Annotated in this window: 20 protein-coding genes and 1 pseudogene; 13 read left to right on the top strand and 8 right to left on the bottom strand. The window is 67.9% G+C overall.

The features are described 5' to 3' along the window. The 4 genes from Q0379_RS12465 (at window position 1) to Q0379_RS12450 (ending at window position 4378) form a co-directional block, all read left to right on the top strand. Entirely contained in the window at window positions 1-1842 is a 1842-nt protein-coding gene (locus tag Q0379_RS12465; RefSeq protein ID WP_062098112.1) for a copper resistance system multicopper oxidase, read from the top strand. Then, the gene (locus Q0379_RS12460; protein ID WP_062098110.1) at window positions 1839-2879 is read left to right on the top strand and encodes a copper resistance protein B; all 1041 of its coding nucleotides are present in this window, start codon (window positions 1839-1841) and stop codon (window positions 2877-2879) included. Before Q0379_RS12465 ends, Q0379_RS12460 begins: the two co-directional genes overlap by 4 nt. A 23-nt stretch (window positions 2880-2902) precedes the next feature. After that, window positions 2903-3223 carry a copper-binding protein gene (locus Q0379_RS12455; RefSeq protein WP_099538410.1) on the top strand — a complete coding sequence of 107 codons (321 nt, stop codon included), beginning with the start codon at window positions 2903-2905 and terminating at the stop codon, window positions 3221-3223. 144 nt (window positions 3224-3367) lie between these two features. Beyond that, window positions 3368-4378 (top strand): acyltransferase, encoded by a 1011-nt coding sequence (locus Q0379_RS12450; RefSeq protein WP_197425290.1) that lies wholly within the window; start codon window positions 3368-3370, stop codon window positions 4376-4378. Between the two features lie 9 nt (window positions 4379-4387). On the opposite strand, the gene copD is transcribed toward Q0379_RS12450, so the two are convergent. The 3 genes from copD to Q0379_RS12435 all read right to left on the bottom strand — a co-directional run bounded on the left by copD (window position 4388) and on the right by Q0379_RS12435 (window position 6013). After that, window positions 4388-5314, bottom strand: a complete 927-nt coding sequence (gene copD / locus Q0379_RS12445) for a copper homeostasis membrane protein CopD (protein WP_299009031.1) — start codon at window positions 5312-5314, stop codon at window positions 4388-4390. Between the two features lie 3 nt (window positions 5315-5317). After that, window positions 5318-5680, bottom strand: a complete 363-nt coding sequence (gene copC / locus Q0379_RS12440) for a copper homeostasis periplasmic binding protein CopC (RefSeq protein WP_299009028.1) — start codon at window positions 5678-5680, stop codon at window positions 5318-5320. Window positions 5681-5743: 63 nt separating this feature from the next. Then, window positions 5744-6013, bottom strand: coding sequence for a DUF2933 domain-containing protein (locus Q0379_RS12435; RefSeq protein ID WP_062098096.1), 270 nt, complete (start codon window positions 6011-6013; stop codon window positions 5744-5746). Between the two features lie 122 nt (window positions 6014-6135). On the opposite strand from Q0379_RS12435, the gene Q0379_RS12430 reads away from it, so the two are divergent. The 3 genes from Q0379_RS12430 (at window position 6136) to Q0379_RS12420 (ending at window position 7440) form a co-directional block, all read left to right on the top strand. Next, complete coding sequence (locus Q0379_RS12430) at window positions 6136-6417, top strand: hypothetical protein (RefSeq protein WP_062098094.1); 282 nt, start codon at window positions 6136-6138, stop codon at window positions 6415-6417. Between the two features lie 45 nt (window positions 6418-6462). Continuing rightward, complete coding sequence (locus tag Q0379_RS12425) at window positions 6463-6933, top strand: SRPBCC family protein (protein WP_231732076.1); 471 nt, start codon at window positions 6463-6465, stop codon at window positions 6931-6933. A 285-nt stretch (window positions 6934-7218) separates the two neighbouring features. Beyond that, window positions 7219-7440 carry a hypothetical protein gene (locus tag Q0379_RS12420; RefSeq protein WP_062098090.1) on the top strand — a complete coding sequence of 74 codons (222 nt, stop codon included), beginning with the start codon at window positions 7219-7221 and terminating at the stop codon, window positions 7438-7440. On the opposite strand, the gene Q0379_RS12415 is transcribed toward Q0379_RS12420, so the two are convergent. From Q0379_RS12415 to Q0379_RS12405, 3 genes are all read right to left on the bottom strand, one after another. Further along, the gene (locus Q0379_RS12415; RefSeq protein ID WP_066685881.1) at window positions 7437-8723 is read right to left on the bottom strand and encodes a hypothetical protein; all 1287 of its coding nucleotides are present in this window, start codon (window positions 8721-8723) and stop codon (window positions 7437-7439) included. The genes Q0379_RS12420 and Q0379_RS12415 overlap by 4 nt on opposite strands. After that, window positions 8713-9000, bottom strand: a complete 288-nt coding sequence (locus Q0379_RS12410) for a hypothetical protein (RefSeq protein ID WP_156449519.1) — start codon at window positions 8998-9000, stop codon at window positions 8713-8715. The genes Q0379_RS12415 and Q0379_RS12410 overlap by 11 nt, the downstream gene beginning before the upstream one ends. 395 nt (window positions 9001-9395) lie before the next feature. Beyond that, the gene (locus Q0379_RS12405) at window positions 9396-9647 is read right to left on the bottom strand and encodes a helix-turn-helix domain-containing protein (protein WP_066685884.1); all 252 of its coding nucleotides are present in this window, start codon (window positions 9645-9647) and stop codon (window positions 9396-9398) included. A gap of 234 nt (window positions 9648-9881) precedes the next feature. Here Q0379_RS12405 and Q0379_RS12400 point away from each other — a divergent pair, with 234 nt between their 5' ends. Then, the gene (locus Q0379_RS12400; protein ID WP_231732078.1) at window positions 9882-10193 is read left to right on the top strand and encodes a helix-turn-helix domain-containing protein; all 312 of its coding nucleotides are present in this window, start codon (window positions 9882-9884) and stop codon (window positions 10191-10193) included. Between the two features lie 8 nt (window positions 10194-10201). Here the strand turns inward: Q0379_RS12400 and Q0379_RS12395 are convergent, their stop codons facing one another. After that, the gene (locus Q0379_RS12395) at window positions 10202-10480 is read right to left on the bottom strand and encodes a DUF2285 domain-containing protein (RefSeq protein ID WP_066685885.1); all 279 of its coding nucleotides are present in this window, start codon (window positions 10478-10480) and stop codon (window positions 10202-10204) included. 74 nt (window positions 10481-10554) lie between these two features. Between Q0379_RS12395 and Q0379_RS12390 the strand changes: the two are divergent. Then, window positions 10555-11561, top strand: a pseudogene (locus Q0379_RS12390) (DUF2285 domain-containing protein). A 137-nt stretch (window positions 11562-11698) separates the two neighbouring features. After that, window positions 11699-12088, top strand: coding sequence for a DUF6499 domain-containing protein (locus tag Q0379_RS24215; protein ID WP_365874468.1), 390 nt, complete (start codon window positions 11699-11701; stop codon window positions 12086-12088). Here the strand turns inward: Q0379_RS24215 and Q0379_RS12385 are convergent. Continuing rightward, the gene (locus tag Q0379_RS12385) at window positions 11982-12461 is read right to left on the bottom strand and encodes a helix-turn-helix transcriptional regulator (RefSeq protein ID WP_066685886.1); all 480 of its coding nucleotides are present in this window, start codon (window positions 12459-12461) and stop codon (window positions 11982-11984) included. The genes Q0379_RS24215 and Q0379_RS12385 overlap by 107 nt on opposite strands. 348 nt (window positions 12462-12809) lie before the next feature. Here Q0379_RS12385 and Q0379_RS12380 point away from each other — a divergent pair, with 348 nt between their 5' ends. From Q0379_RS12380 to Q0379_RS12370, 3 genes are all read left to right on the top strand, one after another. Then, on the top strand, window positions 12810-13469 hold the full coding sequence (locus tag Q0379_RS12380; RefSeq protein WP_249357744.1) for a GntR family transcriptional regulator: 660 nt from the start codon (window positions 12810-12812) through the stop codon (window positions 13467-13469). Between the two features lie 67 nt (window positions 13470-13536). After that, a complete protein-coding gene (locus Q0379_RS12375; protein ID WP_082769428.1) occupies window positions 13537-13656 on the top strand; it encodes a hypothetical protein in 120 nt (39 codons plus the stop codon). A 115-nt stretch (window positions 13657-13771) separates the two neighbouring features. Beyond that, window positions 13772-13891 carry a hypothetical protein gene (locus tag Q0379_RS12370; RefSeq protein WP_137803582.1) on the top strand — a complete coding sequence of 40 codons (120 nt, stop codon included), beginning with the start codon at window positions 13772-13774 and terminating at the stop codon, window positions 13889-13891. The last annotated feature ends 27 nt before the right edge of the window (window positions 13892-13918 follow it).

Raw genomic sequence — 13918 nt, 5'->3', positions numbered from 1 at the left:
ATGCTTCGATCCAGCGCGGCTTTCGATCGCCGTCGTTTTCTCCAATCGCTCGCCGTCCTCGGCGGCGGCGCCACCCTGGCGAGCCTGCTGCCGTCCTGGGCGCGCGCGGCGGGCGATCCCGGCCGCGCGCCGGCCGCCCTTTCGGGCGAGGACATCAAGCTGACCATCGGCCACACGCCGATCACGGTCGACGGCAAGGCCGGCCACGCCGTGACGATCAACGGCACGGTTCCTGGCCCGCTGATCCGGCTGAAGGAAGGCCAGCATGTCCGCCTGTCGGTGACCAACACGCTCGACGAGGACACCTCGATCCACTGGCACGGCCTGCTCGTGCCCTTCCAGATGGACGGCGTGCCCGGCGTCAGCTTCCCGGGCGTCAAGCCCGGCGAGACCTTCACCTACGAATTCCAGGTCCGCCAGGCGGGCACCTATTGGTACCACAGCCATTCGGGCCTGCAGGAGCAGATGGGCCACTATGGGCCCATTATCATCGATCCGGTCGGTCCTGATCCGGTGGCCTTCGACCGCGAGCACGTCGTGGTGCTGTCGGACTTCAGCCGCCTGCACCCGCACCAGATCTTCAAGAAGCTCAAGCAGCAGAGCGGCGCATTCAACTACCAGCGCCAGACCCTCGCTGGGCTTCTGGCCGGCAAGGACCAGACCCTGGCCGAGCGCCTGGACTGGGCCAAGATGCTGATGGACCCGACCGACATCTCCGACGTCACCGGCGCGGCCTACACCTTCCTGGTCAATGGCCATGGCCCCGCGGACAACTGGACGGCGCTGTTCGCGCCCGGCGAGCGCGTGCGCCTGCGGTTCATCAACGCCGCGGCCCAGTCGGTCTTCAACGTCCGCATCCCGGGGCTGCGCATGACCGTGGTCGCCGCCGACGGCCAGCACGTGCGGCCCGTCGAGGTCGACGAGTTCCAGATCGGCAACGCCGAGACCTATGACGTGATCGTCCAGCCCGCCGAAGACAAGGCCTTCACGATCGTGTCGGAGTCGGTCGACCGCTCTGGGTTGGGCCGCGCCACCCTGGCGCCGCGGCTGGGCATGAGCGCCGAGGTCCCGCCGCCGCGCGAGCGGCCGCTGACCACCATGCGCGACATGGGCATGGATATGGAGGGAATGGACATGGGGGGCATGGACCATGGCTCCACGGACATGTCCGGCATGGATCACGCGGCCATGGGCGCCAAGGCCGCGACCCCCGCGCCCGGCATGGCGCCGCCGCGCCAGCGCGGAAGCGACGTTATGGGCAAGATGGACAAGGGCGGCATGGACATGTCCATGCGCAATCCGGACAACGCGCCTCAGGTCAGGCTCGGTCCGGGCGTGCAGTCGATCGCGCCGATGCCGATGGATCGCACCGGCGAGCCTGGCCAGGGCCTCGAAAGCGTCGGCCACCGGGTCTTGGTCTATCGCGACCTGGTGGCCCTCGAGCCGAATCCCGACCCGCGCGCCCCGGAGCGATCCCTCGAGATTCACCTGACCGGCAACATGGAGCGGTTCATGTGGGGGTTTGACGGGCGCAAGTTCAGCGATAGGCCGCCGCCCTACGCCTTCCGCCACGGCGAGCGGGTCCGGGTCACCCTGGTCAACGACACCATGATGGCCCACCCCATCCACCTGCACGGCCACTTCTTCGAACTGGCCTTCGGACCGGCGGGCCACATGCCGCGCAAGCACACCGTCATCGTCCTGCCCGGCGGCCGCGTCAGCTTCGACTTCACCGCCGAGACCGGCGACTGGGCCTTCCACTGCCACATGCTCTATCACATGCACGCGGGGATGTTTCAGGTCTTCAGCGTGCGCGACACCCCCGCGGAGGGCGCGCGATGAAGGCCTCGCTGATCGCCCTCTTGCCGGTCCTGTGGGCCGCGCCGGCCCTGGCCCAGCACGCCGGCCACGCCGGCGCGCCAGCCGCGCCCAGTTCCAAGCCTGCGCCGGCGGCCCCGCCTCCAGCCGCCGACCCCCATGCCGGACACGACATGGGCGCCATGCCGGCCATGGCCATGCCTCAGACGCAGGTCGCGCCGGCGACCGACCCCCACGCCGGCCACGACATGGGCGCCATGCCCGGCCTGGCTGTCTCCGGTCAATCGGAACGCCCGGCCGAAGCGATGGGACCGCCGCCCTTGCCCGATCACGAAACAGCTCCGCCGGCGCCGCCCACCGACCATCTGGCCGACAGGGTCTTCGATCCGGCCGCCATGGACCGGGCTCGCGCCGTGCTCCGGCAGGAGCATGGCGGCGCCCAGGTCTCGCAGGTGATGGCCAACCTCCTGGAATACCGCGCCCAGGCCGGGGGCAACGGCTATCACTGGGACGGCGAGGCTTGGTTCGGCGGCGACCTCAATCGCCTGGTGATCAAATCCGAGGGCGAGGGCGGCCGTCACGGCGTTCAGGCCAGCGAGGTGCAGGCGCTCTATTCCAGGCCCGTGGCGCTCTATACCGACTTGCAGGTGGGCTTGCGCCAGGATGTCGAGCCCAAGTCGCGCACCTATGCCGCCGTCGGGTTCGAAACCCTGTTGCCCTACTGGATCGAGGCGGGCGGAGCGGTGTTCGTTTCCAGCAAGGGCGATGTCCTCGCGCGCGCCGAAGGGGCGATCGACTGGCGCCTCACCCAGCGCCTGATCCTGCAGCCGCGCACCGAACTCAACTTCGCCGCCCAAGACATCCCCGAAGCGGCGATCGGTTCGGGGCTCTCGAGCGGCGAGCTCGGATTGCGCCTTCGCTATGAGGTTCGGCGCCAATTCGCGCCATATGTCGGCGTCGCCCTATCCAAGCGGTTCGGGCGCGCCGCGGACTTCGCCCGGCTGCGCGGCGACGAGGTCACCGAGACCAGTTTCGTGCTCGGCCTGAGGGCCTGGTTTTGACCATCGATCCTAGCGAGGCTTCCATGAAGATGCTGTCCATCGCTCTTGCGAACGCCCTGACCCTGCTGGCCCAGCCGGCGGCCGCCCAGATGAGCGCTATGGACCCTGCGGCGCATGCGGTTGAGGCGAGCGCGCCGGTCGAGGCGGTCGGCGTCGTGCGCGCCATCGACGCCAAGGCCGCCAAGATCACTCTGGCCCATGAAGCGATCCCGGCGCTGAAGTGGCCGCCGATGACCATGGCCTTCAAGGTCGCTGATCCGACCCTCCTGAAGGGCCTGAGCGTCGGGACCAAGGTGCGCTTCAAGCTGCGGGGCCAGACCATCGTCGGCCTGACCGCGCTCTAGCGCCCATCGGGCCGGCGCTCGCCGGCTCCAACCATTGCCTCGGGGGAGGGGCCATGTATCCGTCGGACATCCGTCCGCTCACGTCGTTGCGCATCTGCGCGGCGCTGTGGGTGCTCGTCTATCATTTCCGCAACCACCTGGACCTTGGTCTCGAGCGCTTTGGCCTGGCCGCCAAGGGCTACCTCGGCGTCGACCTCTTCTTCATCCTGTCGGGTTTCATCCTCAGCCACGTCTATACGCGGGCCTGGGCCGAGCGACGGTTCAACTACGGCTCCTTCCTTTGGGCGCGCCTGGCGCGTCTATCCCGTCCATCTGGTCACCCTGGCCGCGACGATCGCCATCTGGCTCGCGGCCTTGAAGCTGGGCGTCCGCTTCGATCCCCAGGCGTTCGACCCGCGCATGCTCCCCCAGCACCTGTTGCTAGTGCATGCCTGGGGCACGACGCCCACCGTGCAATGGAACTTCCCCTCCTGGTCGATCTCGGCTGAGTGGTTCGCCTACCTCGGCTTTCCGGTCGCGGCCATCGCCTCGGTGTCGCTGAGGCGTTGGCCACGCCTCTTCGTCCTCGCCGTGCTCGCCCTGTTCGTCGCCATGTTCCTGACGGCCCAGGGGCGCGGGGTGCTGTTCACCGACATGAGCGCCCAGATCGGCGCCTTGCGGATCATCCCGGCCTTCCTGATGGGCGCGGCCCTGCATCGCTTGGGATCGAGCCTGAGCCTGCCGGCCGGCATGGCCGGATTCGGCGCGCTCGCCGCGACGGTCTGGGTGGCGATCGCCGCCAACCTGCGACTGAGCGATCTCTATATCTGGCCGGGTCTGGCTATGCTGATCTTCTGCCTGGCCGAGACGTCCAAGGCCGCGAAGCCAGGCGCGATGTCGGCGCCGGCGCTCGTCTATCTCGGCGAGGTCTCCTACAGCCTCTACATGGTCCACCTTCCGGCCGACATCGTCTATTTCCACGCTCTGGAAAGGCTGGCGCCAGACCTGTCCGGCGCCGGGATCGCCTTGGCCTGGGCAGGAGCGTTCGTGGCCTGTCAGCTGGCCGCGATGGTCGCCTACCATCTTGTCGAACGGCCTGCGCGTAACTGGTTGCGGGCGCGCGATCCCTTCGCGCGGCGCCCCACGCCCGAGCCGGCGCACGAACCGGTGCTCTGAACGTTGCGGCTATTGCGCGCTGATCGGCGCGAGACGCCCTAGCCAGGCGACCACGGCGACGAGCGCCATCGCCGCGCTCAGTTCCAGCACGAGACTGCGGCGCAGCGCCTTGACCGCCGTGCTGGGCGGCGCCGGCTCGACCAGGGCTTCGCGCAGGGCCGGGGTCAGGCGAAACCGGTTGGCGGCGGCCAGCACGACCATGGCGCCGAAGAGAACGAGCTTGAGAAGCAGAAGAAGCCCGTAGGGCGTGCGGACCAGGGCCGCAACGCCCATGGGCCCGACGAGGAACCAGCTGTTGATCAGGCCGCTGGCGACCAGCACGGCGACGACGCCCGAGCCGATGCCCGAGAAACCCGCCAGGGCGGCATGGAAGGTCGGCGCCTGTCGCGCGTCACGCCGACTGACCCCGGCCAGCCCCAGAAAGAACACCAGGGCGCCGACCCACACGGCGGCCGCCGCCAGGTGGGCGATGTCGGCCGCCAGGTGCAGGCCCCCGCCCGGACCCTCGGTGGCCGCGCCATGGCCCATCCAGGCCATGCTCGCCGCTGCGACGGCGCCGAGCGCTGACGCGGCGATCCAGGCGGCCCGGCCGGGCCGCGCGAGCATAAGCACAGCCAGCGCCACGACCGCGGCCATGGCCCGCGCGAGCGAGGCCGCGCCCATCGCCATCTCGCTGACCACCGAGGCCAAGGTCGAGGGATCCAGCGCCGCGGTAAGCGACCCGGCGACCACGGCGGTTTGCAGCACGAGACCCAGAAGGCTGGCCAGGACCAGCAGGGCGGCGCAGCCCGCCAGGAGCCGGCGCGGCCAACCTAGCGCCGCGGCGCTGGACGGGCCGGCGGCCGGCAGAGCGTAGAGCGCGAAGAGCGCGCCGCCCGCCAGGACGAAGCACGTCACATATTGCGCCCAGCGAACGAGGACTACCGCGGTCTCCATCGGCTACTTCACCGTGAAGGCCAGGGTCCCATCCATGCGGTGACCGTCATCGGCGGCGGCCGCGTGCCAGGTGAGCTTGTAGGCGCCCGCCATCAGCCGGCCCTTGGGCGCGCCGGTGATGGTCTTGCGATCGGCCGAGACGCTGGTCTTGACCGGCGCCTTCATGCCGTCGGCCATGGCCAGCTCGAAGCTCGAGAAGGCCGGGGCGAGCTTTTCATTGAAGGTCAGGCGGATGGTCTTGGGCGCGGCGACCGTGGCGTTTGCCGCCGGATCGGAGGCCACCAGCTTGGCGTGGGCGCTGGCCTGGCCGCCGGCCAGGATCGAGGCCGACAGAACGGCGGTGGCGAGGAAAGCGCGATAGGTCATGGGGCGGGTCCTGTTGAAGGGCGACTTTGTCCTACGTGTCTACGCGGGACGCGGCCCGATCCCTCAAAACGCCTCAAGCCGTTCATCGCCCAATGCCACGCGGCCCTCAGGCGTCGGCTTTGGGGGCGGCGCCTGGGCAGGTCCGTCGCGGCCGTGGCGATGACCGCCATGACCGTGATGGAACAGGTGCATCAGGGGACAGGCCAGCAGGAGCAGATAGGGCGCCAGGCCCAGGGCGTGAGCCCAGTGTTCGCGCAGGACGAAGAAGGACAGAACAAGGCCGGACGACAGCGCGGCCAAGGCGAGGGCGCGGTTTGTAAGGTTCAACGGCATCGGCCGTGCTCCACCGATTTTCCGTCCAGACTAGGCAAGGCGGGGATTTGGGCATTGATCCGGATCAAGGCGATGGTCGGGGCGGCGCGCATCATGGAACACACTTGCAACGGAGGAACGCCATGCGCGCGCTCGCTATCGCCTCGATACTCGTCCTGACCGTCTCGGGAACGGCTTTTGCCCAGCAGCAACAGACCGCGACCCGTCCAGCTGCCGCCGACGCGCCGACGCACGAAATGTGCAAGTCGGTCATGGGCAAGGCCATGGACCGCACGGCGCCGCATGATCATGGGCGCGACAAGACCGGCGCTCCGACCTGGCCAAACGGCAAGGCCCTGACCAAGGCCGAAATGGAGCAGATGCATAAGACCTGCGCCGCGAAGATGGCGGGCGAGAAGAAGTAGGACGCAGAAGGCTTGGGTCGTATGGGCAGCCAATTAAGCCAGACGGTGGACCTGACCGCCACGCCCGACGAGGTGTTTGACCACCTCGACGATCAGACCCGTCTGGCCGCCCATATGACCAAGTCGTCCATGATGATGGCCGGCGGCCGGATGTCGTACGACTTCGACGAAGGGCGCGGCCAGGTCGTGGGCTCCCATATTCGAATGGACGGCTCGGCTTTGGGATTGCGCTTGTTTGTCGACGAGGTGGTCACGGCCCGGGACCGACCCCATTCAAAACAGTGGGAAACGGCGGGCGCTTCACAGCTCGTCATTCTATCGGGCTATCGCATGGGGTTCGACATAACGCCCACAGCCTTGGGCTCTCGCCTCACGGTTTGGATCGACTACGATCTTCCAACCGGGCCGCGCCGATGGCTCGGCTTGCTATTGGGGAGGTTCTACGGGCGTTGGTGCCTTGGCGGCACGACGGCTGACGCTGTGAAATACTTTAAAGGCAAGCGTGGCGGAAAGTGATTGCGCTAGCCAGGTTCGTATTTTGCATGAAAGCCAACAAATATCTTATAAAGTCCGTCAGATTGTTATTCAATACTGAGCATTATTGATGTTGCGATATTTTTCTGAGAATTAGCTATTGGTATCCCGTATAGAGAATAATAGTTGGATTTTGCGATTTCATGAATTGCTAAGATCGGCCTTTCTCTGGCGGTCGACGAGGTCGTGACCAAACGCGATCCGCACCGTCCCAAGGCCTGGCGAACCACCGGCGCCACCCGCCTGCTCATCCTTTAAGCCGACAAGATGGGCCTTGATCGCTCGCCCACGCCCAACGGTTCGAAGCTGCGAGTCTGGATCCGCTACGCGCTTCCCAAGGGCCAAGCCGGCCGCCTGCTTGGGCTCCTGACGGCCCCCGCCTATGCGCGCTGGTGCGTGGGCCGGATGGCGCGCGACGCCGCCGAGCACTTTTCGGCGCCAGCCGACCGCCCGGCGAGTGTCGCGGCGGCGCGTCCCAAGATGCGCTAGTCCAAGGCATCGAGGACGAAGACCGGCGCGAAGCCCCCGCCGGGGGTCCGAAAATTGGTCGTCTGGCCCTGATAGACGCGGGCGGCGAGCAGCAGCGGCGCGCCGCGATAGGTGTAGAGGCGCACGTCGAGCTTCAGGCTCTGAATCTCGCCGTCGATCCGGATCCGGCGCTCGCTGGGCGGGGCCAGCCCCTGGGCGATGTAGCCGCCCTGCTGGATCTGCGACCAGACGCGCTGGGTCAGCTTGTCGCCGCGATAGACCGCCTTGCCGCCATGACCGCCGGCGGGCTTGAAGAACAGCCCCTTGCGCCTGGTCCACAGCCCTTCGGCGTTCTGGGCGGTGACCAGGGTGGTCGGCGGAACGGCCGTAAGGCTGTTCTGTTGATCCGGCGATAGTCCCCAACGCGCGGCGGCTGACGGATCGGACAACAGGGCCAGGTTGCGCTTGTCGGCGAACAGGGCGTGGTTGCGCGGATTGGGCGTGACCACGACCGCCCCGGCCAGATAAGCCTCCCGCAGGGCCCTATGCTCGGCGGCCTCGAGCGAGAAATCGACCAGGCGATTATAAACGATGTCGATCGTCTCCCCTTCGTGCCGCAACCCGCCCTCGGCGAAGCGCAGTTGGGCCGGGTCGAGGATCCAGGCCTTCAAGCCTTGCCGTTCAAAGAAACGCTGGGCGATGAGAAACTCGGGGTAGAGGTACTGGTCCTGGGGGCCATCATCGACCAGGGCGATGGTCCGCGGCGGGCTTAGCCGCCCTTGCAGGCGCCATTCGGTGAGGAACATGCGCCAGACCGCGGGCTCGAATTGGGCGAGCAGGGGCGCGCCCAACGCCGCCTCGGCTTCACGGCAGCAGGCGGTCTGCGCCCGCGCGAGGAAGGCGTTGAGGAAGGCGCCGCCGGCGTTGGTGTTGACCTCGATGAGCCTGGGGCCATCTGGGCCCAGGTGAAAGTCGTAGCCCATGAAGACGCCGCGCGGACCCAAATCCGCACGGGCGATGTCGGGAGCCCACTCCAGAACCGTCGCCTGATAGGCCGGGCTCTGCGCGGCCGCCTCGATGGCGGCGACAACATCGGCCATGGCCGACAGGTCGCGGCTGGAGAGGAACACCGGGCCTTGGGAGAAAAGGTGGGGCCTGGCCGACAGCAGCGCGGCGAGAAGGTCCGCGTCGCGCGTTTGCGCCTCGATCGCCGCCCGCAGGCCGGCGCCATCCAATGTGATGCAAAAGCAATCCCTGTTCAGCACCGCGTCAAGATCGCCTCTGGCGCCGCTGTCATCGGGCATGACGGTCCTCCGCCCATGCAGGCCCTGGCGGGCCGCCCAGCGCCAGCACAAGACTAAGAAGCCACAGTCCGGCCGGCAAGATCAGCAGCCAGCGAAAGTCCGATCCCAAGGCGAAATTCACCGCGGCCATCGTTCCGACCGACAGGGTGCCGGCCACGGCCAACAGGGCAAGCTCGCTGCGGCTGGCTTTCCGGTGGCCGAGCCGAACGCTCGCGCCGATCACGAGCACGCCGACGGCCGCCATCTGTCCGCCGAGCACCGTGAACACCAGGTGCAACCATGGTTCGAGGCGGGGCTGGGCGGCCCTGAGCGCGTCGTGTCCGACGCCGAAGAAGCGCAGGTCCTCCGCAAGGACCGGCGGCCTTTGAAATAGGTCCCGAGCCAGACCTGATAGGCCCCACACAGGCCGATCAAGGCGACCGCGCAGCCTCGCAGACCGCGGCGCGAAGTCGGATGATCAAGTGACGTCCCGCGGTTCTGCATCTCTGGACCGATCGGTGTCAGCTCCAGGAAGCCCAGAGCGCTGCATCTGAAACACCATCTTCAGCGCCGTCCGCCGCAAAGACAATGATCCACATCAACCCGCGCGCGCGGACGCGCCGTCGTTGACCACGTCCGCCGCCGCCCGTCAGCCTCGTCGAACGGCCCGCCTCAAGGCCGGTGGTCCCGATGCTAGCGAAATGGGAGGGGTTCGCCATCGGATCGCAGGCGGCGGCGTCCCACGACCTTGGCGTCGTCGCAGCTGACGAGATTCCGCCGGTCCCAGGCGTCCAATTCCTCGATCGGATAGAGCACGGCCTTGCCGATTTTGACAAAGGGAGGGCCGATGCGTTGGGCGCGCCAATTTTCGAGGGTGCCGATCGAGACCTCGCCGCGATAGCGCTCGGCGACCTCCTCGGTGGTCAGGAACTTCTCGTCGGCCATGAGGTCGGCTCCCGGCGCCCGCGCCGGCGCCCACCGGATCGGGGCCGTCCATTCACGTGGGCTCATGGGCCTTCACCTTGGCGCGGCGGGGCGTTCAAGCAACCCGGCCCGGGGCAAGACCGGGACCAGGCGATGTCGATAGCGCCCAGCGCGTACGAAAAGCGGAGTTGGCGATACGAGGGCGGGCGGAGTCAGATCGTGGCGGGCGGCCGGTAGGGTAACGGCCGTCGCCAGATGTCTTGCAAGACGAGCCGCTTCCGGTTCGCCAGTCACGAGTCCCACACGCACTATGAACTGCTCCCGCCACCCCGGCTGCTCTACACGAAGGAGGCGGCGCGCTTCGTCAGCCTCTCGCCAAGGACCATGGAAAAGCATCGCTCCTACCGAACGGGGCCAGCCTATTCGAAGCTCGGCGGCAGGGTCGTTTACCGCATCGCGGATCTGCAGACATGGGTCGCGCTCGGCGCCCGGACCTCAACCAGCGACGTCGGCGTGGGGGTCGTTTATCCGGCCAAGGCGCGCTTCCGAACAGAGGGCGGCGCCTAGCGCCTCCACTAGGCTTGGCCCGTCTTGGCCGTGAGGAGGTCCTTGTAGCCGGTCGTCGTCATCCACTCGGCCCGCTTCAAGTGCGTCTCCCAGCAGGCGCGGGCCGAGGCCTCATCCTGGGCGGCGTCGCGGTGCAGCACCAAGAGCGCGACTTCGCGCCAGTCAGCCTCGTCCCGGCGGGCGTCGAGCAGGCGCAGGTAGACGACCAGATGCTGTAGGTCGTAGTCCGTCAGGCTCTCGGACCAGGGCGCCAGGTCGGCGATCTCAGGATCGAGCACGGGCGCCATGCGCGTCCTCCGTCTGGTCTTCGTCTTCGTCTGGACGGTCCCGCCACAGCGTGTCGGGGCCGTCCAACCCGGCGATGAATGACCCGGCTTCCGCCCAGGCGCAACCGGCGCCGACGCCGGCCGCCCCTCGACAGCCCTTGGACCTTTGGCCAGACTTTTAGTCCTGCGCCATGATGAGCGGGTCGCCATGTCGGCGGATCGGACGCCATTGCCGCCCTGGAGGTCCCAAGAGGCCTATCGCCCCCTGCTCGCGGCCGACCCGTCGGTGTGGGCCTGGGAATTTGGGCGACGACAGGCCGTGGCCGAGGCGCAGGATCTGGCCGGCGTCGTCCCGGGTCTCTGTTTCGTGGGCGAAGGCCCAGGCGCCGACCCGGTTCCTACGGTGCTTTGGCGCTGGCAAGCCGACAGTTCGGTGCCGGTGCTGAGCCTGACACCGGCGATGGTCGAGGATCCAGACGCCCTCGATCTGCGCGGGCTCGACTTGGCCGTCATCGTGGTGCGCACGCAGGATGGCCATCAACACGTGATGGTCAGCGACGGCGCGCGGCGTCTTCGCTTCGCCGTGGCCGACGGCGACGTCCTGGCCGGACCCGTGCGTTGCCGGTTCCATCTGCCCGCCTATAGCGTCGGCGTGGCGTCGATGGACGGCCTGCGTTCGCTGATCGCGTTGCGCGACACCGGACGACTGTCATCGGTTGGACGAGGTTCGCGCTCGAAGGCCACGCGCTGGGTTCAAATGCTTCGGGCGCACGACGCCCGGCGCGCGGGGGCCAGCCAGCGCGACATCGCCATGCTGCTGTTCGGGGAGGCCCGGGTTCACGAGGATTGGGGCGGCCGATCCGACTATATGCGCATGCGCGTCCAGCGCTTGCTGCGCGCCGCCGAGGATCTCGTCGCGGGCGGCTACCGCGCGCTCTGCGGCCTGCGGCCGGCCCGCACCGATCCGCCCAAGACCGTCGAGGTCTGGCGCTCCGCCGGCTGGAGAGGCGGGAGCGCGGTCATGCTGCTGCTGTCCGGATCTTTCCTGGGGACATCGTGTGCGCTGACGGGAGATCTGCACGGCCTGTGCCGGCTTTGGTAGACGTCGTGCAGGAAACCGGTAGGCGTGGACGGGAATTCGGCGCGGACCGCACGACGGCGCCAATTTTCCGGCGCGACCGCCGAGCCTCGCGGCGCCGGTGATTCCGGGGCGAGCGGATCAGGCGCTTCAATAAAGCCATGGCCAAGCCCCTCGTCGCCGCCGTCCCGCCCCCGCTCGTCCCGGAATCCGTGGAACCAGCCGGCGTCGCCCTGTGCCTGGCGCGTCTGGCCTGGGAGTTCCTGCGACGAAATCCTCGCTACCGCGCGGACTATGCGCGCCTGCGAGCTGGCGCGATGGAGACCCTGCCCGGGCACTGGGGCTTGCGGGCGCCGGTCGATCCGGACGCGGTCGACATCGCCGTCGATGCGATCTGGCGCGGCCCACCAATCCTCGACGTTCCCCGCCAGCGGCGGGCCAGGACTATTCGTCCGGTGGCAGCATCCTTGGCAGATTCTCCGCCAACCAGCGCTCGGTGTTCTCGTCCCGCTTGTCCAGATGATCCTCGAGACTGTCGAACGGGCGCTTGAACGCCTCGATCAGGATGGCCGGGCCGATGTGGGTCATCCGGTCTCCGACCTTGTCGCTGAACCGACGGAACGAGGCCAATTGAATGGAGACGATCTTATTGTCCATGCTGCGCAGGGCGTGGTCAGGCGAGCCGAGCATCAGCGTGTCCATGATGCCGGCCGGATCGCTGTCGGTGGCCTCGCCGAACCGCCAGATCTTGGCGATGTCCAGCGGACCCTGGCCAGCTTCGAAGCTGTAATAGCTGCGCAGCGGCATGCCCATGGCGTCGGCGACCGCGCGGGCGCTCATGTGGCGCAAGCCGCGGATCAGTTTCAGGGTCTTTGACAGGAGCTGGCGCTGACGCTCCAGGTCCTCGGATGCGCGTTTGACCAAAGCTGTACTCGACACTGGCTACAGACATGAGTCCTCACGCGAACCCATGGTCAAAGCACAACCCTACGTATTCCGGGCTGTTGGGCCACATTTAATGTCGCCTGGCCGACCACCAAGCGTGTTCATCCGTGTCCGTGCGAATTTTCCGGAAGGCCGTACCGGATTCCTGCACGGTTCATGCAGACTGGCGGTTCGGCGGCGAACCAGAGGGCGGCCCGACGTCGAAAAACGGCGTCAAACGCTGGAAGTCGCCGAGAAATGCGCTCGCCGACGTGTTCGCCCGCGTCGAAGGGTCGACCCGTCGCCGTCAGAGTTGAAACTGGCGAGGCGGCATCGCGGACCAAGACCTTGCCTCCATCGCGCGACTCCTTCGGCCTGGCGCTGGGCGCTTTGCGACGTCGTCTTCGCCTGGGCGTGGACGCGCCCGGCGCGGCCCTGCCCATCAACCTGATCGCGGCGGAGCTGCGCCTGTCCTCGACACCGGTGCGCGAGGCGCTATCGCGATTGGCGGGCGAAGATCTCGTCGAGAAACGGGGACCGGCCTACACCCGGCCCCACCTCGACGGCCCGGCCTTGGCCGAACTCTACCACCTGCGCCTGCTCTATCTGGCCGCGGCCCTGGCGCCGGACGCCGAGCGGCGCGCCAAGCATCGTCAATGGCCGCCCCGCGCGCCCTTTCGCTTCGCCGCCGATCTCGCCGAGCCCGCCCATGACCCCGCCGCGATCCTCGAGGCGCTGTTCCTCGAAATTGTGCTGGGGGCAGACGACCTGATGCTCGCCCAGGCCTATCAGCGCACCGCCGAACGGCTGGCGCCATTCCAGCCGATCGAGGCCCAACTGTTCGCCGATCTGTCGGCCGAGGCCCTGGGCGTCGTGTCGGCTTTCGAGACCGGTAACGGGGCGGCGCTGAGGAGTGCGGTGCGCTCACACCACCGTCGGCGGATGGGCGCCGCCCACGCCATCGCCCGCCTGGCTGGGGGCGGAAAATATCGACCGGATATCGTTTGAATATCAAACAGGCGGGGCGCTGGCTTGAGAGGCCGCGATCGGCGGCGTTTCGAAAAAGGAGCCTGCCATGACCTCCATTACCCCCCGTCTCATCCTGCTGCGCCTGGGCGCCGCCAAGGCCCTGACCCTGTCCATCGAGGAGGGCACGATCAAGGAAGCCGGCAGCAGCCAGTACTACTTCGTCTGACCCGGCCGCGGCGACGCGCCCGGTCGCGCCGCCCATCGCCTCGTCGGCGTTCCTGCCGGCGAGATCCGTAACGCCGCCGCGTCTTTGATGCGGCCCCACAGCGAAAGTCAAAACCATGTCCAACTCCACCACGACCCTTCGGGTGATCCGCCTCGGCGGCGCGCTCGATCTGACCCGCTCGGTCGACGACGAGGGCCTGCGCGAGCCGATGCAACCCCAGCTCGCTTGGTTCTGAGCGATCGGTCCTGCCGCGCGGCCGCCG

Origin of the sequence: uncultured Caulobacter sp. (genome assembly GCF_937900395.1) — a bacterium.
In the GTDB taxonomy this organism is placed as follows: Bacteria; Pseudomonadota; Alphaproteobacteria; order Caulobacterales; family Caulobacteraceae; genus Caulobacter.
Note: the sequence above shows the minus strand (reverse complement) of the source record. Positions and strands in the feature narration are given on the sequence as shown.